The organism is Pseudomonas sp. P9_35, assembly GCF_034008205.1.
GTDB classification, from domain to species: Bacteria; Pseudomonadota; Gammaproteobacteria; order Pseudomonadales; family Pseudomonadaceae; genus Aquipseudomonas; species Aquipseudomonas kilonensis.
In genome coordinates this window covers 1,082,380-1,106,978 of record NZ_CP125373.1, presented here as the reverse complement: position 1 = coordinate 1,106,978, position 24,599 = coordinate 1,082,380, and the positions used below count along the sequence as shown (strand labels likewise).

Genomic DNA, 24,599 nt, shown 5'->3' with positions numbered 1-24,599 from the left:
CATTTTTTTATTCAAGGATTGAATATGACTGTTGCCATGAAAAAGCAGCTGGATGAAAGCCTGCGCGATGCGCAGTTGGCGTTCTACCTGGACAAGGTCGTGCCCGACAATGACCTGACCGGGACGGCTCGGCTCAAGACGGCCCAGGACCTCTACGAATATTGGCTGCTGGACGTGCTGGTCAGCCAGGATGTGCCCACCACGCCTGTGGCGTGCGCCATCGCCAGTCTTCAGCAATACATCAACCGTATCCTGATGAATATGGAGCCCGGCTACGATCGGGCAAGCATCACGCCGGAGCACCTGCAAACGTGGCGCAACGAGATGCATCAATACGCTATCTGGGCGGCTAATCAAAAGCTGCTTTATTTTCCCGCAAGTTATCTGGACCCCGTCCTGAGGAACAACAAGAGCGACAATTTCCAGCAGTTGGAAAACGACCTCAACCAGAACCGGATCCAGGCCGACGCTGTTCAATCGGCGGTCATGGCCTACCTGACTCGATTCGAAGAAATGGCCAACCTGAATATTCTCAACGGCTACATCGATGGAGAAGACTTCGCCCACAGCACCTACTATTTCATTGCCAAGTCACGTACCGAAAACACCTACTTCTGGCGCTCGTTGGACATGGGGCAACGTCCGCTTGACGGTCCGCCACCACGGCCCCCTGCCATCGCCGCCAAACTGGACCAACCTGATCCGTACGCCTGGTCCGACTGGGAAAAAGCCGATGTGCCCATTCCAGAAGGCGCCGTCGAACACTCGATTCGTCCTGTCTGGTTCAACAATCGTCTGTTCGTTGTCTGGGCAGAATGCATCCATCAGGATCCGTCAGCCTCCAGTGCCCCATCGAGCAACGCCGCCGAGCAACCGAGTACGCGTCATCCGCTTTTACGCTTGAGCTTCTGCTTCAAAAAGCAGGATGGGAAATGGAGCACGCCGCGAATTGCCCTGCAGGGTTATTGCAACGACGAAATGCTTCGTGGCAGGGATCTTGATGCCATTAAAGCATCGGTAGGTACTGTAGCTGAGCAACACAACGACGGTGCCCACGGTTCATTGTTTATCGCCCTGTGTGCACGAAAACCCAAAACCGACTCGTCCCAAGGGATCGGTAACGACTTCGCGCTCATTAGAACGATTTGTATCGACAGTCATCTCGCCACTCATAGCCCAACCATCACCGAGAAAGGGCTCATAGGCGCTGTCAACCAACGCATTCAAACAAAAATACTTTCAAAAATCGAAATTGCTGACGCTCCTCTCCCGACGGGCATGAGCATTCTCATGTCCGATTTCGAAAGCCTGCAGGATCGGATAAACATCAGACCGAACAATGACCGAACCGGCCCCACGCTGACGCTAAGCATGACTGCAAGCGTCTATTTCGACGGGCTGGGTTTATACACACCCCCTGGAAAAATCAGGTTGAGACTTACAACCAGGCCCGATCGATCCCCGAGACTTCAACTTGACTTGGTACTTCCTGCCCGCAGCCTGCCAGACGCATCCTACGTGGCACTGGATGCGGGTTCACAACTTACGATCACCAACCACACCTCGTTATCTCCTGCCCCTTACCAACTATCGATCGACCGCATGGTTGATGTACTCAAAGACTCTGAACATTCGCGCGGTGTCACGCTGCATGCAGATACAAATCTTCAGGGAAAAGTTATTTCTACAGAGGCAGTGCGTCATCTGATCAAGGAAAGTAGACGGGAAAATAACAGCTCAATTTCCGGAAATGTACGGAAAGTAACGATGCAAGCCAGCAACGCCACGGCTCTCGACCTTGGTCAGGCAGTCGTCAATCTTGATGAACGGTTTAACCTTCAATATGTAATTTTCCGTCAGCCAACCACCCTGGCAACTCAAGCGCCGTCATTTGAAAACCTGACGGTGGTAGCGCAGTCCACCCCCGCGTCTACGCTGACGGAGCTCTTCGAGTTCACTTGGCACAGCAAGGATCTCAGCCGTGACGGCGATACATTTTTTTGTGGGGTCGCCTTTGTCTACCCCAATGAACCGGAAACGAAGCTCTATTGCGCCCTTAAAGGCATCAAGCTGAACGTCATCCCTACGCGCCTCCAGGCCCCAGGCATTACCCCCTCATCGACGGCCGGACTGGGCACCACCCAATTTATCGATTTCACCCATAGCGCCATCAAGACCAGCGATGCCGGGGACCAACTCCGCCAGCCGATCAGGTTGAACACCGCCTTCGCCGCAGAACTGATCCGCCGTACAGAAAACGGTCTGGATGAGCTGTTCGACTGGACGACACAACACTTGTCTGAGCCCGTCATACCCGACGCCCCCAACAACAATATGGATTTCCATGGTCCCTACGGCCGTTACTTCACCGAGCTGTTCCTCTACTTACCTTGGTTGGTCGCCCATCGCTTGAACGCCGAACAGCGTTATGAAGAGGCCGAACGCTGGTTGCGCCGCCTCTTCGATCCAGGTCGCGGCAAAGAAAACTGCTGGAGGGCCCTTCCCTTACTCGATAGCAGCACGCCTTCGTACGCCGACCAGGCGCCCCACGACCCTCATCAGATCGCGCTCAGTCATCCGGCGCACTTTCGCAAGGCGCTGTACTTCCTGTACCTCGACATCCTGATCAATCGAGGTGACGCCGCCTACCGCGAGCTGACCCCCGACGGCCTCAGCGAGGCAAAGCTGTGGTACGTGCGGGTACTGGATCTGTTGGGGCCACGCCCGACCGTTCAATCAGTCGATCATTGGGTAAACATCAACCTGAAAACGTTGGGCGAAACGACCAGTGACGACTTACGCACATTTGAACGATCACTCGCCCGCTCCCTGCCCTCATTGCCCATTCGCGGGGGCAGTCTGCACGCGTCCTGGCCAGCCATCGACAGCCCGCACTTGCGCCTGCCGTTCAACCCGCAGTTGCTCCAGCGCTGGGACATTGCTGAAAGCCGCCTGTACAACTTGCGGCACAACCTCGACATCGCCGGCAAGCCGCTGCATCTGCCGGTATTTGCCGTGCCGCTGGACCCTCGCGTATTGCTCAGCCCCGCTGTATTGAATACTTCGAACAATACGGTTCGAGGATTGCCAACCACATCTATCCCGCACTATCGGTTCTCGGTCATGCACAGCCAGGCCTCGAGCGCAGTGGAAAGCCTCAGCCAATTTGGCGCCACGCTGCTGTCGCTGGTCGAGCGCAAGGAGCAGGCACAGTTACAAGAGCTACAGCAGCAGCAAGCCTGGAACCTGGCGAAAATCTCGGTCGACCTGCAACGCCAGGCCTTGAATATCGATCGTCAGAACCGCCAGGCGCTGCTCGCAAGCCAAGCAATTGCTCAAAACCGCTCAACCCATTACAAAAAACTGTTGGACGATGGCCTAAGCAACAAGGAAATAAGCGTCAGTTGGTTCAACGTATCCAGCGGCACGATGGAGGCCGCTGCAATGGCCTTCCAAGTCGCAGCTGCTGGGCTGATGCTGGTTCCAAACGTCGCGGGCTTCAGCTTTGGCGGCAGCCGTTGGGAGGGGCCGGCGCTCGCGGCCTCTGCGGCCGCCCATAGCAGCGCGATCATAACCCGCACGATAGCGGCCGACCTCGACCGTCAGGCCATATTCGATCGCCGTCGGGAAGATTGGCAACACGCCTATGATCAATCACAGCTCGAGCTGACCCAGATTGACGCACAACTGGCGCAATCCACCGAGCAGGAAATCGCCACTCGCCTGCAACTGCGCCTGGCCGAATCAACCCTGAGCCAAACCAAGACCCATTACGACTTTCTCAGCAAGCGCTTTACCAAAGCACAGCTGTACCAATGGCTAAATAGTCAGTTTGCAGTGCTCTATCACCAGGCCTACGACACGACACTCAGCCTGTGCCTGGCCGCCGAAGCTTGCTGGCAATACGAAATCGCCGATTTCGACAAACGATTCATTCAGCCCGGCGCTTGGAATACCACCTATCGAGGACTTGGAGCAGGCGAGCAATTGAAACTCAGCCTGTTGAACATGCGGGCCGGATATCTACGCCGTAGCGAGCGAGAACTGGAGATCCGCAAGACGATTTCATTGCGTCAATTGAAGGACCAGACCGCAACCTCGACGATCAACGAGCCATGGCTGGACATGCATGCCGCACTGAAGAAAGGTCAATGCGACTTCGAGCTGCCCCACGACCTGTTCGAGAATGATTACACGGGTCAGAAGCACTACTTGCGGCGGATCAAAACCATCAGCGTGTCCTTGCCGGCCATTGTTGGTCCTTACGAAAACATCCGGGCCACGCTGACCCAGACCTCTAGCAAGGTGTACATGTCCGCCGACGCCAAGGGGCGGGTCATGGAGAACCTGCGCGCCAACCAACAGATCGCCCTGTCCACCGGCGTCGACGACAACGGTCTGTTCACCCTGACCTTCAACGATGAGCGCTACCTGCCATTTGAATACACCGGTGCGGTTTCCAAATGGCAACTGACATTCCCGAACCCCGAGGCACAAAGGGACATGCTCGAGTCGCTGACCGACATCATCGTACACGTGAGCTATACCGCCAGGGCCGGGGGTGCGCAATGAACGAGCAACCCGCATTGCCGGTTACCGCGCCGGCCCTGCCCAAAGGCGGCGGTGCCATCCAGAGCATTGGTAAGGGGTGGGGAAACGTCGGTGCCCACGGCACAGCTTCCTATGAAGTTGCATTGCCGATTTCCCCCGGACGCGGCTTTGCTCCGGCCTTGTCCCTGAGCTATAGCAGTTCAGCCGGCAACGGCGTGTTCGGTATCGGCTGGGGGCTGTCGCTGTCTTGCGTGGCGCGACGCACCAGCAAGGGCGTGCCTGCCTATAACGACGACGATGAAATCGTCGGCCCCAGCGGTGTGGTCTGGTTGCCCGAGCACGGCCCCCGTCCAACCCGAGTCAATCGCTACAACGGCCTGGACCTGGGCACGACCTACACGGTGACGCGTCACCTGCCAAGAATCGAAAGCAGCTTCGACCGGATTGAACATTGGTCGTCGGATGGAGATACACCGGGTTTCTGGCTCGTGCACGGGGCCGATGGCAGCCTGCATGTCTACGGGAAAAATCCCGAGTCGCGACGAACCGATCCCCAGGACGCAAGCCGGGTAGGTGAGTGGCTGCAGGAGGAAAGCCTGAATGCACATGGTGAGCACATTCAATATGTGTACGCGGGAAATGGCGGAGCCCAACGCTATTTGAGCCATGTGCGTTACGGCAATGTGAAGGCCGACACCCGCCTTTACGCTTGGAAAACAGATCCGCCCACACAGGGCCAATGGCACTTCGAGTTGGTGTTCGACTACGGTGAGCGAAGCACCGAATACGAGAAAAAACCACGCCATGAAGGACTGCAACCGCAAAAACGTAGCGATGGGTTTTCCACCTTTGCCTACGGTTTCGAACTGCGTACCGATCGCCTATGTCGCCAGGTGTTGATGTTCCATCACTTTCCCGAAGCGCTGGGCGCCGATCCTGTTCTCGTGCGACGTCTGCTGCTTGATTACCGCCAGACGCTCCTGGGCTATAGCTTCTTGAGCGCAGCGCATGACCAAGCGTTCGGCGACGGAACAGCTCCCCAAAGCCGTCCTCCCATGGAGTTCCACTACAGCGGATTCAAAGGCCTGTTCGATAAGCCCGCCTGGAAACACGTTGAGAACATGGCAGGGTTCAGCGACGAACAAGGTTTCCAATGGGTGGATTTGTACGGCGAAGGTTTGCCCGGCCTGCTCCATCGAAGCGATGCAGGCTGGTGTTACCGTGAGCCCATGCGAGCTAAAGCCAAGACGGATGAAGTGGCTTACGACCAGTGGAAAGCGCTGCCTGAGATTCCCGTCGCCGACACCGCGAAGACACTGCACCAAACGCTCAGTGATCTCACAGGTGACGGTCGACTGGACTGGATCATCGCCCAACCGGGGCTTAGCGGCTTTTTTTCCCTGGGCGCAGATAGGAAATGGTCGAACTTCGCGACATTCCAGGCGTTTCCGACAGAGTTCTTCAACTCAAAAGGGCATCTGGCCGACTTGATGGGCGAAGGCCTCACCGACCTTGCCCTGATCGGTCCCCGCAGCGTTCGCTTGTATGCCAACCAGCGCGAGCGGGGGTTCGCTGCCGCCCGAGAAGTTCCTCGCCACGACAATGACGATGCCCTGCCGGTATTCAACAGGTCGCCTTGCGAACTGGTGGCTTTCAGCGATCTGCTCGGTAGCGGCCAGCAGCATCTGGTGCGCATTCGCCACGACGAAGTGAAGTGCTGGCCAAACCTTGGCCACGGGCGATTCGGCAAAGGCATCGTGATGGATTTTCCGGGCCTCGCCTACCCCACCTTCGATGCCTCGCGCATCCGTCTCGCAGACCTGGATGGTTCCGGTGCCACCGACCTGATCTATCTGCAAGCGGATCGAGCGCTGATCTTCATGAACCGCTGCGGCAATGGCTTCGCTCCCGCGATTACGCTGCTCTGGCCAACTGGCCTGCGCTACGACAACTTATGCCAGGTGAGCATCGTCGACCTGCTAGGGCTGGGTTGCTCCAGCCTGGTGTTGAGCGTGCCGCATCTAACCCCGGCGCAACATTGGCGCTACGACTTTGTCGAGGAAAAGCCGTATCTGCTCACCGGCACCAACAACAACATGGGCGCCGCCAGCCGCATTGCTTATCGCAGCTCGGCCCAGGAATGGCTGGACGAGAAAGCCTCAAGGGTCATAGCCAAGGAGTCCCTTGCCTGCCATGTACCGTTGCCCCTGCACTTGGTGTCGCGCCAGGTCCAGCGGGATGAGATCACCGGTAATCGCCTGACCCAGTGTTTTTCCTATCGTCAAGGTTATTACGACGGCGTCGAACGGGAATTCCGTGGCTTCGGTTTGCTGATACAAACCGACAATGAAACCTACCCCAACGATGCCGATTCGCCAGGCTTCACAGAGCCTTGTTTGAAAAAAACCTGGTTTCATACCGGCCAGGCAGTGGACATGGACCGAAGCGACTATCACGGCACCGATTCGCAAGCCAAGGCGTTGGGTAAAGCCTTACTGTGCCGATACAAAGATGACAATAGCGAGGACGAACTGATTGGGGCGACAGACGAAGCGACCAGGCTTGAAATGTGCCGCGTCCTGAGCGGTCATCTACTGCGCAGCGAGACATACGCAGGGGGCAACGACAAGACGCTGTATTCGGTTCAGGAACACCGTTATCGGATCCGTCTACAACAGGCGCCCCAGGGCCCGCGGCGCTATGCCGCCCTGTTGCCGCTGCCGCTGGAATCCATCAGCTACCAATACGACGGCCTGGACGACGACCCCCGGTGCCAGCACACGATCAACTTGCAGCACGATCGGTACGGTGCCGTGATCCACAGCGTGATCATCCATTACGCCCGACGCAAAACGCCAGAAGATACCGCACCGTTCAGCGATCCAGACCCACAACAATGGTGGCGGGATGCTCATGACCCGGCGCAACAGTTCTACTACCTGACGCAAACTCGCGCCGAATTCATCAACCTGCAAACGCCTCAAGAATGGCGCCTGGGTTTACCTTATCGCCAACGGACCAACGCGTTGAAACGACCCAAGGTGCCTGAAGACGGAGGGCTGGCACCGGAGGATATTAATTATGAAAAGCTCACCGAACGCGTCGGGAAACCCAGTTGGGCGAGCCAAGCCGTTCTCACCGACCTTTCTATAACACGCTACAAAAAAGCTTCTGCCAACGAAACGCTGCCGGACGGCAACGCCAGCTTCGAAGCCCTGGTCGACCATCTGGAAACCGCCGAGCTGGACGAAACCGCCCTGCAAGCCTTCCATCTATTGCCGTCCACATCTCAACCCGACGACAAAATGCTCACGGAGCTTGGCTATCACTCCATGGCTGAGTTCCTGGCCACAGGCACGCCAGCCGGCAAGCTCTGGTCAGTCAAGAGTGGCTTCGCGACCTACGCCGGTTTGGAAGGTTTCTACAAAACCAAGACCGTGCAGCCGAGCGACAGCCACGGCGTGACCAAGATCAGCTACGACCCATACACGTGCTTCGTTACCGGGTTCGAACTGCCCGATGGCGCTATGACCAAGGCGCAATACAATTACCGTAGCTTCCTGCCCCAATGGGTCAAAGACCCCAACGGTAACGTGCAGGAAGGTCTTGCCGATGCCTTCGGCCAGGTACTGGCCAGCACCTTTTACGGCGACGAGAACAACAACCCTGTCGGTTTCAAACCGATCGCAGCGTTCAACCCATCGCCTAAAAGTCCGGCAGAAGCGATCGCACAGAGCAAGGATGCTTTGCAGGACGCCGCCACCGCGACCTATTACGCGCCATTCAGTTGGATGGGAAACGTATCGGCGGCAGCCTTGCAGGACACCGACTGGCTAGAGCGCTGTGTGAGCAACGGTGACGTACTGCCAACCGGGCATATTCGCGCTTCGGCTCGCGCCCGGCTGTCGAAACTCGAGGTAGTTCCTGTCGACGATAGAAAACTGAAGCGCGAAATTCGTACGTCTAAACGTGAGCCGATTCACATCGCCACACTGGTCGCCGATCGTTACCCCGATGACGAGCAGAAACAAATCCGCATCGCCATGACGTGCTTCGATGGCTTTGGTCGCCAGTTGCAAAGTAAGCAGCAGGTCGAATCAGGCATGGCTTACATCGTGGATGCCAAGGGTGAACTGACACTCGAGGGCGACAAGCCGCAGGAACAGATCACCGCAACGCGCTGGCGTGTCAGCGAACGGGTGGAATACAACAGCAAGGGATTGGCGATCCGGATCTACCGCCCCTATTTTGCCGATCAACACCGCTACATCAACGACAAGTCCTTTCGGCAGTTCGGCCATTGCGACCAGCAGTTTTACGATGCGCTGGGTCGCTCGAGCCACAGTCGTCTCGCCAAACAGAATGGTCTTTCCTGGATGCGTCGGCAGACCCGTCATCCTTGGTATACCGTGGAGGAGGACGAAAACGACACGCTGGAAGAAGTCATGGCCGAACATGCCTCGACAGCGGGAGGTGAGGCATGAGCGCACGCCTTCATCGCAAGACTCCCACCCTCAACGTTATCGACGGCCGAGGCCTGCCGGTGCGCCAGGTGGCTTACTGCCGAGGCAAGGAAGGCGAAAAAGCCCAGACGCGCGCAAACCGGCAAGAGTACAACGTTGCCGGACGGTTGATCGCCCAGCGCGACCCTCGGTTTGCCAACGCAACTGACGCCAATCTTGCGAGCGTCTACAGCCTGTCCGGCAAACCATTGCGAGTAAAAAGCGTCGACGCCGGATGGCGCCTGAACCTGCCCGGCGACGCCGGACAGATCCTGCACAGTTGGGATCAACGAGGAAGTCACTGGCAATCGACCTACGACAACCAACTGAGACTGACCACCGTCGAGGAACAAGCCGCAGGCCAAGCACTGCGCAAAGTAGAGTGCCTGGGCTACGGCGACAGTTCGCAGGAATCGACGAGGCTCAATCGTTGCGGCGCGCTCATCCGCCACGATGACAGCGCGGGCACGCTGATCGTTGACGAATATGCGTTATGCGGTAAACCGCGCAGCCAGACAAGGCACTTTCTGATCGAGGCGGCACAACCTGACTGGCCAACCGACGTGAAAGATCGCAATGGTCTGCTTGAAGAGGGAGAAGGCTACAAAACGAGTTGGTCCTACGACGCTCTAGGGCAAATTATCCAGCAGACCGACGCCGCCCGACACGAACAGCACCACGCCTTCGATGTCGCGGGCCAACTCAAATCCGCGAGCCTGAAAATCAAAGGCACCGGGGCCAAAAAAACCATCGTCAAAGACCTCGTCTACAACGCATTCGGCCAGGTCGAGTCGCAAACCGCCGGCAATGGCGTGACGAGCCGCGCGGTGTTCGATCCGGCCAGCGGGCGGCTGACCTCGCTCAGCGCATCGGTGCCTGGCAAAACCTTGCAAGACCTCCACTACACCTACGACGCCATGGGGAACGTGACTCAAATTAGCGACAACGTCCAACCTGAGCGATTCAACAGCAATCAACGGGTTAAACCTGTCAGCACCTTCACCTACGACAGCCTCTACCAGTTGACCAGCGCCACGGGGCGTGAGGCCGCCGGGCTGGCGGCGCCCCCCGGTCTTCCCACCGCCGGTACGACTTCATTCGACCCCACGCAACTGTTCAATTTTGCCGAGCAATACACGTACGACGACGGCGGCAACCTGACCGAACTGCGTCATGTACGCGAAGGGAATAACTACACCCGCACCTTGAATGTCGCCACCGCCAGCAATCGCCTCGTGTCTTGGAGCCAGGGCGACGACACCACGACCAGAATAACGATGAGCTGCGATGCCAACGGCAACCTTCAGGCCCTATGCCCGGGCCAGGCACTGGAATGGAATAGCCGCAACCAGCTCGACAGTGTGGTGCTGGTCCAGCGCGAAAACGGTTCTGACGACATCGAACGTTACACCTACGACAGCAGCGGCCAACGCGTGCGCAAGGTCAAGACAACCCATGCCACGGCAATGAACCACACTGAGGAAGTCCGCTACTTGCCAGGCCTCGAAATCCGCACCCGTCATAACGAGCACCTGGAGGTCATCACCCTGCAAGCCGGACGCTGCAGCGTGCGTTATCTGCATTGGACCAAAGGTCGACCGTCCAAGATCGCGGCCGATCAACTGCGCTACAGCCTCAATGACCATTTGGGCTCCAGCTCACTGGAGCTCGACGATCAGGCCGACCTGATCAGCCAGGAAAGTTACCTGCCCTACGGAGGAACCGCGTGGGTGGCATCCCGTTCGGCCGTGGAAGCCGACTACCGGACCATTCGCTACTCCGACAAAGAACGCGATGCCAGCGGGTTGTATTACTACGGGCATCGGTATTACGCACCGTGGTTGCAACGCTGGATCAGTTCCGACCCGGCGGGGGCGGTTGATGGGTTGAACTTGTATTGCATGGTCGGGAACAACCCGATGAGGTATGTCGATCACCAGGGGTTGGTACTCACTGATGCTCAGGGGAAGGAAATCGACCCTGTCGAATGGACGAAACAGGATGGGGAGGAACGCTCGAAAAAAATGCTGACGCCACCATCTCCAGCGAAGAAGGGCAAACAAGGCCCTGAAGAAGACCCCGATGCCAGCCCCGGCTTTAGCAAGACAAAACGCAACAACGTTATTGTTGTTCACTCCTATGGCGTTATTAAAGATCACGCGGGCGGCAACGATATGGCCATCATGGAGCATTACAATCTTCCCAAGCCAAAATCCGGCGCAACGGGATATCGCGGGGTAGACCCGTATTATGATGGCTCCGCTACCAGCGAGGATTTCTACCTGAATTTCGGAAGCTACAAAATCAGTAATACGGCTGATTACATGGAAAACTTGGCCGAGAATTACCGAGACAGGAAAAAAGACCCACACTATCAGTTTAAAGTAGATACCGATGCGCTGAGGCTCGACCCAACGCTAAGCAGAACAATTGACGAGCTGTACGAACTTCAACAGCCAACCCGAGAATTTATCGAGAGACATATCGAGGCTTCCAATGGAATCATTCCAATACTAACCGGAGGACCAGGGGCTCATGGAGAAGTTGGAGCGTTTAACACCATTGTTGCGCTCTATCCGGGAAAGCGTGAAAGAGTGCTTGCGGATACGACGCTGTTCACCGAAAAATTACAGAACGTGACGCAACCGGAGCCATTTATCGCCTGTTTCAACTGCAGCGCAATCATTCCACCAAACGTTAGTATCCCAACAGGCCGCCAACTGAGGACGCCACGTTTATATAATGTCCACGTAGCGTCGATCAATGAGTATCGTCAGTAAAGCTCAGCGCGGGTAAAGACCAACCGATTGCCAAACGGATCGACCACCGCCATGTCCTGGCTACCCCAGGGCATGGCCTGGATCTGTGGACGGGCGTAGCGGTATTGCTTGGCGAGCAATTGCTGCTGGAAGGCTTCCAGCTCATCGGTCTCGATCCGCAACGCCGAGCCCGGTGTGCAGTCGCCGTGGTGCTCGGACAGGTGCAGCACGCAGTCGCCGCGGGAGACTTGCAGGTACAGCGGGAAGTCGTCACCGAAGCGATGTTGCCAATCGACGGTAAAGCCCAGGAAGTCGACATAGAACGCCAACGCCTTGGCTTCATCGAAGATCCGCAGGATTGGGGTGGTTTTACCGAAGCTCATGGGTTGCTCCCTGGCTGAAAAGACCCAGTGTAGATGGGTTGACCCCATTGCTTCGGCCTTGAACCGTGGTTCTTTAGTGTCGCAGTGCCGTTGTTGTGACGCCAATTAACACAATATCAGCCACTTACACGCCATTCGATAGACTAAATCCCCTGCGCAGATCGCCCTCGCGCGCCAGGAATCGACCTTCCCGACGCCCGTTTGCCTGCCCTTCGCGATAGCTCAAGACACCATTGACCCACACGCCATCAATCCCTTCGGCAGCTCGTTGAGGTTCGTTGAAATCGGCCACGTCGCGAATGGTTTGGGGATTGAACAACACCAGGTCCGCCCAATGGCCTTCACGAATTTCGCCCCGATGCTTGAGGCCGAAACGCGCCGCTGAAAGGCCGGTCATTTTGTGCACGGCGGTGTGCAACGGAAAAAGCCCGACGTCACGACTGAAATGTCCCAGCACCCGTGGGAAAGCGCCCCACAAGCGCGGATGGGGAAACGGGTCTTCGGGCAAACCGTCGGAGCCGACCATGGACAACGGATGGGCGAGAATCCGTCGTACGTCGCCTTCATCCATGCCGTAGTACACCGCGCCGGCCGGTTGCAGGCGCCGCGCCGCCTCCAGCAGCGACAGCTCCCATTCGCCAGCGATGTCGACCAAGTCGCGACCGCCCATATGCGGATGCGGTGTCGACCAGGTGATGGTGATGCGATGGGCATCGGTCACCTGCTTGAGATCCAGGGTCGAGGAGCTGGCCGCATAGGGGTAGCAATCACAGCCGACCGGGTGGGTCTGCGCCGCGCTTTCCAACGCCGCGAGCACCTGCGGGCTTCGTCCCCAATTACCGGCGCCCGCGCATTTGAGGTGGGAAATGATCACCGGGCTTTGAGCGTGTCGACCAATCTGGAAGGCCTCGTCCATGGCTTCGAGTACCGGTTCGAATTCGCTGCGCAGGTGGGTGGTGTAGACCGCACCGAACGCGGCCAATTCTTCGCTCAGTTGCATGACTTCGTCGGTGGACGCCGAAAACGCGTTGGCGTAGGCCAGGCCGGTGGACAACCCCAGGGCACCGGCCTCCAGGCTCTCGCGCAATTGCCGACGCATGGCGGCGATTTCTCCCGCTGAGGCGGTGCGCAACAAATCGTCCATGTGATTGCTGCGCAACGCCGTGTGCCCGACCAGCGCCGCTACGTTGACCGCCGGTGTGGCGGCCTCTACGGCTGCGCGATAATCCGTAAAGCGCGGGTAGGCGAACGCCTGGGCCGTGCCGAGCAGGTTCATCGGATCCGGTGGATCGCCCCGCAGGCTCACCGGCGAAGCGCTGATGCCGCAGTTGCCGACGATGACGGTGGTCACCCCCTGGCTGAGCTTGGGCAGCATCTGCGGTTGGCGGATGACCACCGTGTCGTCATGGGTGTGCACATCGACGAAGCCAGGCGCGAGCACGCGGCCGGCGGCATCGATGTCTTCAACCGCGCGGGCATCGCGCAAGTCGCCGACGCGTTCGATGCGACCGGCGCGAATGGCGACGTCGGCGTGGTAGCCGGGCGTGTCGCTGCCATCGATGACCAGTGCATTACGGATAAGCGTGTCGTACAGCATGTCAGTCTCCCAGCGGCAAGTGATCGTCGCCGCCGCGGTAATCGTCCAGGGCGAGTTTGACCCGCCGCAGGCGCTCTTGATTGTCTTCGGGGTGGGTCAGCGCCAGCTCGGTGGCGAGCACGTCGATGGCCAGCAGCATGCCGTAGCGCGCCGCCGTGGGTTTGTAGATGAACGAGGTTTCGGCGCCTTGCAGGGGCAGCACGCAGTCGGCCAGTTGGGCCAGTGGCGAGTCGGCACGCGTGATGGCCAGGATCGCCGCGCCGTAGCTGCGAGCAAGTTCGACCGCGCTCAACAGCTCCGGCGTGATACCGGTCAGTGAACAGGCGATGACCAGATGCTGGTCGCTCAGCGAAGTGGCGGTGATGCGCATCATCACCGGGTCGCGACAGGCGGCAATCGGGTAGCCGAAACGCACCAGCCGTACTTGCAACTCCTCGCTGCACAGCGCCGACCAACCACCGAGGCCGAACGCATGGATCATCCGCGCCTTGCCGATCATCCGCACCGCATCGCCGAACCGCGACTCTTCGAACGCCGACAGATGCTGGCGCAGGGTCGCTTCGATATCACCAACGATCTGTCCATAAAACGCCGATTGCTCCGGCGCGCCAGCCGGGTCGAGGAAGCGGCTGCCGACACCGCTGGCCTGAGCTAGTTGCAGGCGCAAGTCCCGCAGGTCGCGGCACCCAACGGTGCGGGCGAAGCGCGACAGCGTAGCGCTGCTGACTTCCGCCCGTTGGGCCAGTTCATCGAGGCTGGCGGAGGCGGCAAAGCCCACGTCGTCGAGCATCAGCCGAGCGATTCGGCCTTCGCCGGCGCTGAAGGAATCCTGCCGGGAGCGGATCTGGTAGAGGATGTCCATGGCGGCTCCTGTTGGGTGGCGTTGCGCTCAAAGCAAGCGTGAAAGCCCGAGGGTCAAGGCGAACGCGACCACGGAGATCAGCGTTTCGAGCACGGTCCAGGTCTTGAAGGTTTGCGTGACGGTCATATTGAAGTATTCCTTGATCAGCCAGAAGCCGCCGTCGTTGACGTGGGAAAAGATAACCGACCCGGCGCCGGTCGCCAGCACCAGCAGCTCGGGGTGTGGATAACCCAGGCCAATCGCCACGGGAGCGACGATGCCCGAGGCGGTGGTCATTGCCACGGTGGCCGACCCCGTGGCGACGCGCATCAGTGCGGCGAACAGCCAGCCCATGACCAGCGGTGACAGCTGGAATTCCTGGGCCAGGCCGACGATCTGTTGCGTGACCCCGGCGTCCACCAGGATCCGGTTCAAACCGCCGCCGGCGCCCACCAGCAAAGTGATGCTGGCGGTCGGTGCCAGGCATTCGTTGGTGAACTTGAGGATCGACTCACGGTTGAAACCCTGGGCCAGGCCGAGGGTCCAGAAGCTGAGGATGGTCGCCAGCAGCAGGGCAATCACCGAATTGCCGATGAACAGCAGGAATTGATTGAAACCGCTGCCCGGCGTGGAAATCAGGTTGGCCCAGCCGCCGATCAGCATCAGGATCACCGGCAGCAGAATGGTCCCCAGGGTCACGCCGAAACCCGGCAGGTTCGCGCGCGGCTCACGGTCGAGGAATTGTCGCTCCAACGGGTTTTCAGCCGGCAGCTGGATGCGCGGCACGATGAATTTGGCGTACAGCGGGCCGGCGATGATCGCGGTGGGAATGCCAATAAGGATCGCGTACAGCAAGGTCTGCCCCACCGAAGCCTGGAAGGCCTGCACCGCCAGCATCGCCGCCGGATGCGGCGGCACCAACGCATGCACCACCGACAGCCCGGCGACCATCGGCAGCCCCACCATCAGGATCGACACGCCCACACGCCGGGCGATGGTGAAGGCGATGGGCACCAGCAGCACAAACCCGACTTCGAAGAACAACGGCAGCCCGACCAGGAAGGCAATGCACACCATCGCCCAGTGGGCGTTGCGCTCGCCGAAACGCTCGATCAGCGTCTGCGCCATGCGCTCGGCCCCGCCGGACTCGGCCATCATCTTGCCGAGCATGGTGCCCAAGGCCACCACCAGCGCAATGTGCCCCAGCGTCTTGCCGACACCCGCCTCGTACGCCCCCACCACACCCGAGGGCGGCATCCCGGCCAGCAGCGCCAGGCCAATGGACACCAGGGTAATCACAATGAACGGATTGAGCCGATAACGGGCGATCAGCACGATCAGCGCAATGATCGCGATGGCCGCGTAGACCAGTAGCCAATAACCGAAAGCAGGTGCCATGCGTTACTCCTCGAATGGGGTCACGTCGATGTGTTGTGAAACTCATAAATCATTTCGCCAACGAATCTTCAAACCCACTGAAAGTAATTTTCGCGCACAGATAAAACTTGTCGCTGACGGACATCGCGAGACGGCGTTGATGAAAATTCAGCGCAAGACTTTCATCGCCCTAGCTTTTGATCGTTCCCACGCTCCCGCGTGGGAACGATCAACACAACCGACCAACGGCTGGCCGCCCCGCACTCAATTCCGTACCATCCGCCCCTGTTTTTTGCACCACTCCCCGGCAGCCGACTCTCCACCGGCGCCCAGTCAGGTAAATCATGAAATCAGCACGTCTTCGCGCCGACGCCCTCGCCGGCCTCACCACTTCTTTCGCCTTGCTCCCCGAATGCATCGCCTTCGCCCTGGTAGCCCACCTCAACCCCCTGATGGGGCTCTACGGCGCGTTCATCATCTGCACGCTGACCGCATTGTTCGGCGGTCGGCCAGGCATGGTGTCGGGGGCGGCGGGGTCGATGGCCGTGGTCATCATCGCGCTGGTGGTGCAGCACGGCGTGCAATACCTGTTGGCCACCGTGCTGCTGGGCGGGCTGATCATGATGGCCTTCGGGCTGTTGCGGTTGGGCAAGCTGGTGCGCATGGTCCCGCACCCGGTGATGCTCGGCTTCGTCAACGGCCTGGCGATTGTCATTGCGCTGGCCCAACTGGAGCATTTCAAGCAGGGTGAAACCTGGCTCAACGGCGATCCGCTGTATCTGATGGCCGGCCTGGTGGCGCTGACCATGGCCATCGTCTACCTGCTGCCACGCCTGACCCGTAGCGTACCGCCGGCCCTGGTGGCGATCCTCGGTGTCGGCCTGGCGGTCTACCTGCTCGGCCTGCCCACCCGAACGCTGGGTGACATGGCCCATATCGCCGGCGGCTTGCCCGCCTTCGCCTGGCCCGATCTTCCCTGGAACCTGGAGACCCTGCAGATCGTCGTGCCCTACGCGGTGATCATGGCAATGGTCGGTTTGCTGGAAACCCTGCTGACCCTGAACCTGACCGACGAAATCACCCAGAGCCGCGGTTATCCGGACCGTGAATGCGTGGCGTTGGGCGCTGCCAACATCGCCTCCGGGCTGTTCGGCGGCATGGGCGGCTGCGCCATGATCGGCCAGACGGTGATCAACCTCAGCTCGGGTGGGCGCGGACGGTTATCGGGCGTGGTGGCCGGGGTGATGGTGTTGCTATTCGTGTTGTTCCTGTCGCCGTTGATCGAGCGCATCCCGCTGGCCGCGCTGGTGGGCGTGATGTTCGTGGTTGCGCAGCAAACCTTCGCCTGGGCCTCGCTGCGGGTGATCCACAAGGTGCCGAAGAGTGATGTGTTGGTGATCATCGCGGTGACCATCATTACGGTGTTCACCGACCTGGCGGTGGCCGTGCTCTGCGGTATCGTCATCGCGGCGCTCAACTTCGCCTGGCAACAGGCCCGGGAGCTGTACGCCGACACGCACCAGGAAGCCGACGGCAGCAAACTCTATCGCCTGCACGGCACGCTGTTCTTCGCTTCGACGACGCCGTTTCTCAACCAGTTCGACCCGGCCAACGACCCGGCCCAGGTCACCCTCGATTGCCGCCACTTGCGCTTCGTCGACTACTCGGCCGTCGCCGCACTCAAGACCCTGCGCGAACGCTACAGCAAAGCCGGCAAGCACCTGCGTGTGTTCCACCTGTCCGAGCGCTGCAAGCAAATGCTCAAGCGCGCGGGCGTGAACCACGACTGACGACATGCCAACACACACCCTGTGGGAGCGAGCTTGAACTCGCGATAGCGGTGGATCAGCCAACTTCAACGCTGACTGACCTGACGCCATCGCGAGCAAGCTCGCTCCCACAGGGGTTATTGGGCTGAAGAAGATAGAGTGATCGTCTGTGATCAAATGTGGGAGCGAGCTTGCTCGCGATAGCGGCGTCACTCACACCATCTCATCAAGAATCCACGCCACCACCGACGTCCGCTTCGGCGTCCACCCCAGCAGCTCACGGGCGTTCTTGCCCCGCACCCGGCTGTTGGAACCCAGGCCATAGTTGGCCATTTCGTAGCCCCACTCCGCTTCGGCATCGGCCAATGGCCAGTCCTGCGGTTCGCCCAGGTTCAACGCCCGGGCCATGGCGGTGGTCATGTCGATGAACGAGGCTTCGCCGCTTTCGACGAAGTAGAAGGTGCCCGACTGGTTGCGGGTCAGGGCCAGTTTGTACAACTCGACCACGTCCTCGATGTGCACATTGGACCAGATGTTCTGCCCCCGCCCGACATGCCGAACCACGCCACTTTTACCTGCCTGCTTGAGCAGGCGCGGCAGTTGCACGCTGTCGCGCTTGACGCCCAGGCTGTGGCCGTAGATCAAGGTGTTGCAGATCACCGCCGAGTTCACGCCTTGCTTCGCCGCATCCAGGACCAGGTTGTCGATGGCGACACGGGCAGCCTTGTCGGCGGTAGGTGCCGGCAGGTCATTTTCGTAGTAGATGGCATCGCTGGAACGACCGCCCGACGCGTCGCCGACGATGCTCGAACCGCTGGTGTGCAGCAGCACTTTGTTCGAGCCCTTGAGCCCTTCGATCAACGCTTCGACCGCACCGCGGTGGTCGCTGCTGGCGGCATTGATCACCGCATCGGCGGCACGGGCCTGCTCGGTCAGCAGCGCGCTGTCTTCGAGGGTGCCGATAACCGGCTCGATGCCCAGCGCCGTCAGTTCGTTCGCCTGTTCGGCGCTGCGCACCAGACCGGTGACGTGGTGCCCGGCGCGTACCAGGCCAGTGGCGATGGAACCGCCGATAAAACCGGCAGCGCCGGTGACGAATACGTTCATGGACAAACTCCTTGGCCAGATCAGTGATGGCGCAAGTATCGAGGCCCCGTCCCTGACGAAACAGTCCACATTGCCCAAATCACTCTTGCCTTGAAGTCACGAATCAGCCTTTGAACTCCCGCGAGGCGTAGCCAGCGAGCTTGCCCTGGATGAAGTCCAGGAAGCACTGGATCCGCAAGGCCAGTTGCGAGTTGCGGTAGTACACGGCATTGATCGGCTGGCGATATCCGCTGTTGGCATCGGCCAGCAGCACCTTCAGCCGACCGGCACGGATGTCTTCGCGGGTCATGAAGTCCGACAGGCAGGCAATGCCCTGCCCCTGCAGCGCCAAGTGGCGCACGGTCTCGCCGCTGGACGCGCTGATGACGGGCTGGATCGGCCAACGATCACCGTGTACGTGGCGCAGCGGCCACTGGTTGAGGCCCTCGTTCTGGGCAAACCCCAGCAGCGCATGACCTGCCAGCTCGGCGACGCTAGACGGTGTGCCGTGCCGCTTCAGATAAGCGGGGCTGGCCAGGATGTGCAACGGGCTGCAACCCAGGGCGCGGGCGTGGAGCGTCGAGTCGGTGAGGGTGCCGATGCGGATGGCGATGTCGGTGCTTTGCTCCAGCAGGTCGATGATCAGATCGTTGCTGTTGAGTTCGAGCTGGATGTCCGGGTAGAGCCTGCGGAACTCGTCGATGTGCGGGACGATGGCATGCAGCATGAACGGCGAGGCCGCGTTGATGCGCAACCGGCCTGCAGGGTTCTTCTGGCGGGAGGACAGGCGCTCCTCCAGCTCATCCATCTGGTCGAGGATGCCTTTGGCCTGCTCGAAGAAATACTTGCCCTCCTCGGTCAGGTCCATACGCCGCGTGGTGCGGTTGATCAGCGTGGTGTCGAGCTTGGCCTCCAGCCGCGACAACGTTCGGCTGACCGCCGACGGCGTCTGCCCGACCTGCTCGGCGGCGGCGGAGATGGATCCGCACTCGATCACGCAGACGAAAATCTGCAATTCGTCGGATCTGGCTTTCACGTATCCCCCTGTCGACTGATCTCTCTTGTGGCGAGGGGATTTATCCTCGCGATGTGGGAGCAAAGCTTGCTCGCGATGAAGGCGCCGCGGTCTTTCGGGGATCGAGGGGTCTGTTTCGCGAGCAAGCTTTGCTCCCACAGCGCAGGTTTACCCACCCGCCACAGAATAGTATCGGGATGTGAGGTAAAAGACAGGTCACGCCTTCAGGCCGAACACCTCGCGCAAATGCTGTTCATACCGCGCCACATCCCCTTCGATGTTCGGGCGTTTCATCACGTCCACGCACAGGAAAGTCGGCAGGCCGGTCATGCCGAGGAACTGATTGGCCTTGTGGAACGGGAAGTACACCGCGTCCACGCCCTTGGCCTCGAAGAAGTCGCTCGGGTCGTCGAAGGCTTGCTGCGGGGCGTTCCAGGTCAGCGATAACATGTACTGCTTGCCCTGGACCAGGCCACCGCTGCCGTATTTCTGCGAGGCATCGGAACGGGTCCGGCCGTCGCTGGCGTAGAGGCTGCCGTGGCCTTCGGTGAAGACTTCGTCGATGTATTTCTTCACGGTCCAGGGCGCGCCCATCCACCAACCCGGCATCTGGTAAATGATCACGTCGGCCCAAAGGAACTTGGCGACTTCCTCCTTGATGTCGTAGCCGCCGTCGATGAAAGTGGTTTTCACATCAAGACCGCCACGGTCCAACACGCTGAGCGCCGTGTCGTGAAGGGTGGCGTTGTAGCGACCGTCGGAGTGAGCGAATTGTTTGCCGCCATTGAGCAACAGGACTTTTTTCATGGGGAGTCTCATCGGGTTCCACGGCATGGGCCGTCAAAGGCCGCCGCATGGAAAGGTTGAAAGTGATGGCGGCAGAATAACGATGAGCTTCATGGGGAATAAGCCGTCCAACGGCAAAAGTGATTTGACCTATACGCACGAATGAATGGTCGATTATTGCCTTAGACTTCGAGACCTCTTTTATCCCAGGAGCCACCTCGATGAGCGAACTGCACGGTTTCATCCTGCACGCCAAGACCCGTCCGGAAAAAGCCGAAGCCTTCGAAGCGCTGTTCCGCGCCTACGTCGAACCAAGCCGCGCCGAGCCCGGCTGCATCGAATATCACATGCTGCGGGACCAGCAGGATCCGACGCTGTTTATCTTCTATGAGATTTGGGCATCCCAGGCGCACCTGGAGGTGCACTCGAACCTGCCGCACATGCAGCAGTTCTTCGAGCAACGCATGGATTATCTGGAGCGCGACTTCGAAATCCGTCGCGTCGACATGCTCAGCCCGTCCTCGGCTAGCCGCTGATCAGCAGATGACCGCCGAGCACGCCGAGGCCGACAAAAAACACCCGCTTGAACAACACGGCGCTGATCCGCTGACGCAACCATTGCCCCAGCCACATCCCCAGCAGCGCCGGAGCCAGCGCCAGCAACGAAGCGCTCAACTCGCCCCCGCCCAGTGCGCCGCGCCACAACAGGCCGGCGGCCAGGGCCAGGGTAGAAACGCTGAATGACAGGCCCAAGGCCTGTACCAGTTCGTCCTTGCTCAGGCCCAGCGCTTGCAGATAGGGCACCGCCGGAATGACGAATACGCCAGTGGCGGATGTGATGAGGCCAGTGAGCAGCCCGCAGAGCGGAGCGATCCACGGCTCGGCACAGGCGCCGACCCGCAGCGTTGGCAGCAACAGCCCGCTCAGCGCATACAGCACGAGCGCCCCACCCAAGGCCCGCACCACCCAGGCCCCACCCGTCATGCCAAGCCACAGCGTACCGAGCCCGGTGCCAATGAAAATCGCCAGCAGCAGCGGCCACAGGCGCCGGAGCAGGGCTTGCAGATGACCGCCAAACGCCAATTGCCAGAGATTGGTCAGGGTCGCCGGGATGATGAGCAGCGCCGCAGCCTGCGCCGGGGCCATAGCCAACCCAAGCAAGCCCATGGAGATGGTCGGCAAACCGAGGCCGATCACACCCTTGATGGTGCCGGCCAGCAGGAAGGTGCCGATGACCAGCAGGGAAAGGGCTAGACCGAGGTTTTGATAGAAAGTAATGAGTGTGTCCATGGGGGGTATCGTGCGCCCCGGGGCTTGGCTTGAAAATCTGCCATATACTGAGGGTGCCTCTCTTGCGGCAAGAGGCTGTGAATTCGCTGATGCGGCCGACGCCATCGCGAGCAAGCTCGCTCCCACATGGGATTGCATTTCAACTGTGGGAGCGAGCTTGCTCGCGATGACGATAAACCAGGCGCCACAGCACTTGAGACAGGATCCCCACCCATGCACTTCGACCTCACCGACCTGCGCCTCTACCTGAACATCCTCGACACCGGCAACATCACCGCCGGTGCGGCTCGCAGCCATTTGTCCCTGGCCGCGGCCAGCGCACGAGTGCGAGCCATGGAAGCGTCCCTGGGCATCGACCTGCTTGAACGCGGGCGGCGTGGCGTAACGCCCACTCCCGCGGGCAAAGCCCTGGCCGAGCACGCCCGGATCCTGCTGCAACAGGCCGAACGCCTGCAACAGGACCTGGCCGAATACGCCAAAGGCGTCAAAGGCCGGGTGCGGCTGCTGTGCAACACCAGCGCCATGACCGAATACCTGCCCGAGTTGCTGGCCGGTTTTCTCCAGGCCCATCCCAACCTCGACATTGACCTGCAGGAGTTGCCCAGCTCACGGATCACCCATGCGCTGCGCCAAGGCGCGGCAGACCTCGGGATCGTTTCCGACGCAGTGGACACCGAGGGCCTTCAGACCTGGCCTTTTCGCGACGATCCGCTGGTATTGATCCTACCGACCGGACACCCCCTGGCTGACGGTCGCGCCGTACGTTTCAGTGAGACCCTCAGCCACGATTATGTCGGTCTGAACGCCTCCAGCGCCCTGGCGATCCACCTGGAAGAGCAGGCCCTGCACATCGGCTCACGCATGCAAGTGCGCATTCGCGCCGAGGGTTTCGACGGGATGATTCGCATGGTGGCCCATGGTGCAGGCATTGCCATCGTGCCGAAGGCTGCCATCGACCGGCGCCCACCCGAGCCTTCGTATCAATGCGTCCCGCTGCAAGAGGCTTGGGCATACCGGGCCTTGCTGTTGTGCGCCCGCAACTTCGACGGTTTGCCTGCCTACGCCACGGCCCTGGCTCGGCATCTGGCCGATTGATGCGCGCTTCTGGATAGCCCGGTGTCGACCACAGACATCTACCCGCTCATGCCGCGCGTTAGGGTGCCTGTTCTCTTCTGCCCCTTTCGGAGCTCACATGACCGCACCCATCACCGTCCTGCGCGACACCCATCCGCTGCCCGTACTCGACGCCTGCAAATGGGAAAAACTCGAAGGCGACCCGCACACCGTCAACCTCAACGCCTACACCAGCGAAGACGGCAGCAAGATCATGGGCACCTGGATCTGCACACCCGGCAAATGGCGTGTGGATTACGTGAAGTGGGAGTACTGCCATTTCCAGGAAGGCTACTGCATCATCACCCCGGACGGCATGGCGCCGATCCATCTGCGGGCCGGTGACATCTTTGTCGTCGAGCCAGGCATGAAGGGCACCTGGGAAGTGGTCGAGACCGTGCGCAAATATTTCGTCTTTGCCTGAAACAAAAAACCGAGAGACCACCCGACATGGTCTCTCGGAAAACAACTTTGTAGATTGCGCAGCCTCTGTGGCGACGGAGCAATCTGTGGGAGCAAGGCTTGCCCGCGATGCAGGCACCTCGTTCTCTCAGAGACCGCATCGCCTGTAATCACGGGCAAGCCTTGCTCCCACAGACAATTGCCCTTGCCACAAAAGCCCGTCGATATCGCCGCTCTTACTGCGGCTTGCGATAGCTGTTCACAATCGCCGAAAAGTCCTTGCCGCCCTCGCCCCGCTGGCTCATCGCCTGGTACAACTGCTGCGCCACCGCCCCCAGCACCACCGGCTGACGGGCCTGCCGCGCGGCTTCGGTCGCCAGGCCCAGGTCCTTGAGCATCAGGTCGGCGCCAAAGCCCCCCGTGTAGCCCCGGGACGCCGGTGCCGTTTCGATCACGCCCGGCCATGGGTTGTAGGTGTCCGAACTCCAGCAACGGCCCGTTGAACTGTTGATGATGCCGGCCAACACCTGGGTGTCGATCCCCAAGGCATCGCCCAACGCCATGGCTTCGCTGACACCGACCATGGAAATCCCCAGCAGCAGGTTGTTGCAGATCTTGGCGATCTGCCCGGTGCCGACTTCGCCACAGTGCACGATGTTACGGCCCATTTGCGCCAGCACCGGTTGCAAGGTGGCGAACAACTCGGCCGTGGCACCGACCATGAAGGTCAACGTGCCCGCCGCCGCACCACCGGTGCCACCCGAGACCGGCGCATCGGCCATCGCCACCCCTTGTTTCGCCGCGGCAGCCGCCACGTCGCGGGCGGTTTGTGGATCGATGGTGCTGCAATCCACCGCTGGCGTACCGGCAGCGATGCCGGCCAGCACACCGTCTTCACCCAGCCAGACACTGCGCACATGGGCGGCGGCCGGCAGCATGGTGATCACCAGGGCAGCGCCCTGGGCCGCGTCGCGCGGCGAGGCGCTGATCGTGCCGCCCAATGCTGCCAGTTCAGCCAGCACCGTCTGGTTCAGGTCGAACAGGTTCAGCGAATGGCCAGCCTTGAGCAGGTTGCGCGCCATGGGGGCGCCCATGTTGCCCAGGCCGATAAATGCGATGTTCATGTCC

The 24,599-nt window shown here is 60.1% G+C and carries 16 protein-coding genes; 7 read left to right on the top strand and 9 right to left on the bottom strand.

The window, feature by feature from the left end; genetic code table 11:
- Window positions 1-24: 24 nt before the first annotated feature.
- From QMK47_RS04745 to QMK47_RS04735, 3 genes are read left to right on the top strand one after another with little or no spacing between them, the layout of a single operon-like run.
- On the top strand, window positions 25-4,572 hold the full coding sequence (locus QMK47_RS04745) for a neuraminidase-like domain-containing protein (RefSeq protein ID WP_320389868.1): 4,548 nt from the start codon (window positions 25-27) through the stop codon (window positions 4,570-4,572).
- On the top strand, window positions 4,569-9,035 hold the full coding sequence (locus QMK47_RS04740; protein ID WP_320390508.1) for a SpvB/TcaC N-terminal domain-containing protein: 4,467 nt from the start codon (window positions 4,569-4,571) through the stop codon (window positions 9,033-9,035). The genes QMK47_RS04745 and QMK47_RS04740 overlap by 4 nt, the downstream gene beginning before the upstream one ends.
- Window positions 9,032-11,833, top strand: coding sequence for an RHS repeat-associated core domain-containing protein (locus tag QMK47_RS04735; RefSeq protein ID WP_320389867.1), 2,802 nt, complete (start codon window positions 9,032-9,034; stop codon window positions 11,831-11,833). Before QMK47_RS04740 ends, QMK47_RS04735 begins: the two co-directional genes overlap by 4 nt.
- On the opposite strand, the gene QMK47_RS04730 is transcribed toward QMK47_RS04735, so the two are convergent.
- The 4 genes from QMK47_RS04730 to QMK47_RS04715 form a co-directional block, all read right to left on the bottom strand.
- Window positions 11,827-12,195 (bottom strand): glyoxalase superfamily protein, encoded by a 369-nt coding sequence (locus QMK47_RS04730; RefSeq protein WP_320389866.1) that lies wholly within the window; start codon window positions 12,193-12,195, stop codon window positions 11,827-11,829. The genes QMK47_RS04735 and QMK47_RS04730 overlap by 7 nt on opposite strands.
- Before the next feature lie 124 nt (window positions 12,196-12,319).
- Window positions 12,320-13,792 carry a D-aminoacylase gene (locus QMK47_RS04725; protein WP_320389865.1) on the bottom strand — a complete coding sequence of 491 codons (1,473 nt, stop codon included), beginning with the start codon at window positions 13,790-13,792 and terminating at the stop codon, window positions 12,320-12,322.
- 1 nt (window position 13,793) lies between these two features.
- Window positions 13,794-14,654, bottom strand: a complete 861-nt coding sequence (locus QMK47_RS04720; protein WP_258690317.1) for a MurR/RpiR family transcriptional regulator — start codon at window positions 14,652-14,654, stop codon at window positions 13,794-13,796.
- A 27-nt stretch (window positions 14,655-14,681) separates the two neighbouring features.
- Window positions 14,682-16,031 carry a gluconate:H+ symporter gene (locus tag QMK47_RS04715; protein WP_018613047.1) on the bottom strand — a complete coding sequence of 450 codons (1,350 nt, stop codon included), beginning with the start codon at window positions 16,029-16,031 and terminating at the stop codon, window positions 14,682-14,684.
- A gap of 323 nt (window positions 16,032-16,354) precedes the next feature.
- On the opposite strand from QMK47_RS04715, the gene QMK47_RS04710 reads away from it, so the two are divergent.
- Window positions 16,355-17,800 carry a SulP family inorganic anion transporter gene (locus tag QMK47_RS04710; RefSeq protein ID WP_320389864.1) on the top strand — a complete coding sequence of 482 codons (1,446 nt, stop codon included), beginning with the start codon at window positions 16,355-16,357 and terminating at the stop codon, window positions 17,798-17,800.
- A gap of 192 nt (window positions 17,801-17,992) precedes the next feature.
- On the opposite strand, the gene QMK47_RS04705 is transcribed toward QMK47_RS04710, so the two are convergent.
- The 3 genes from QMK47_RS04705 to QMK47_RS04695 all read right to left on the bottom strand — a co-directional run bounded on the left by QMK47_RS04705 (window position 17,993) and on the right by QMK47_RS04695 (window position 20,687).
- Window positions 17,993-18,886, bottom strand: coding sequence for an NAD-dependent epimerase/dehydratase family protein (locus QMK47_RS04705; protein ID WP_258690315.1), 894 nt, complete (start codon window positions 18,884-18,886; stop codon window positions 17,993-17,995).
- A 103-nt stretch (window positions 18,887-18,989) separates the two neighbouring features.
- Complete coding sequence (locus QMK47_RS04700; protein ID WP_320389863.1) at window positions 18,990-19,901, bottom strand: LysR family transcriptional regulator; 912 nt, start codon at window positions 19,899-19,901, stop codon at window positions 18,990-18,992.
- Between the two features lie 195 nt (window positions 19,902-20,096).
- On the bottom strand, window positions 20,097-20,687 hold the full coding sequence (locus QMK47_RS04695) for an NAD(P)H-dependent oxidoreductase (RefSeq protein ID WP_320389862.1): 591 nt from the start codon (window positions 20,685-20,687) through the stop codon (window positions 20,097-20,099).
- Between the two features lie 200 nt (window positions 20,688-20,887).
- Here QMK47_RS04695 and QMK47_RS04690 point away from each other — a divergent pair, with 200 nt between their 5' ends.
- Entirely contained in the window at window positions 20,888-21,202 is a 315-nt protein-coding gene (locus QMK47_RS04690) for a putative quinol monooxygenase (RefSeq protein WP_253471452.1), read from the top strand.
- On the opposite strand, the gene QMK47_RS04685 is transcribed toward QMK47_RS04690, so the two are convergent.
- Window positions 21,192-21,956, bottom strand: coding sequence for a sulfite exporter TauE/SafE family protein (locus QMK47_RS04685; protein WP_258690312.1), 765 nt, complete (start codon window positions 21,954-21,956; stop codon window positions 21,192-21,194). The genes QMK47_RS04690 and QMK47_RS04685 overlap by 11 nt on opposite strands.
- 213 nt (window positions 21,957-22,169) lie before the next feature.
- Here QMK47_RS04685 and QMK47_RS04680 point away from each other — a divergent pair, with 213 nt between their 5' ends.
- Window positions 22,170-23,051: a LysR substrate-binding domain-containing protein gene (locus QMK47_RS04680; protein WP_253471448.1), complete on the top strand. Its 882-nt coding sequence runs from the start codon at window positions 22,170-22,172 to the stop codon at window positions 23,049-23,051.
- Window positions 23,052-23,148: 97 nt separating this feature from the next.
- Window positions 23,149-23,493, top strand: coding sequence for a cupin domain-containing protein (locus QMK47_RS04675; protein WP_003197542.1), 345 nt, complete (start codon window positions 23,149-23,151; stop codon window positions 23,491-23,493).
- A 214-nt stretch (window positions 23,494-23,707) separates the two neighbouring features.
- On the opposite strand, the gene mmsB is transcribed toward QMK47_RS04675, so the two are convergent.
- The gene (gene mmsB / locus QMK47_RS04670) at window positions 23,708-24,595 is read right to left on the bottom strand and encodes a 3-hydroxyisobutyrate dehydrogenase (RefSeq protein ID WP_214512151.1); all 888 of its coding nucleotides are present in this window, start codon (window positions 24,593-24,595) and stop codon (window positions 23,708-23,710) included.
- Window positions 24,596-24,599 lie beyond the last annotated feature (4 nt).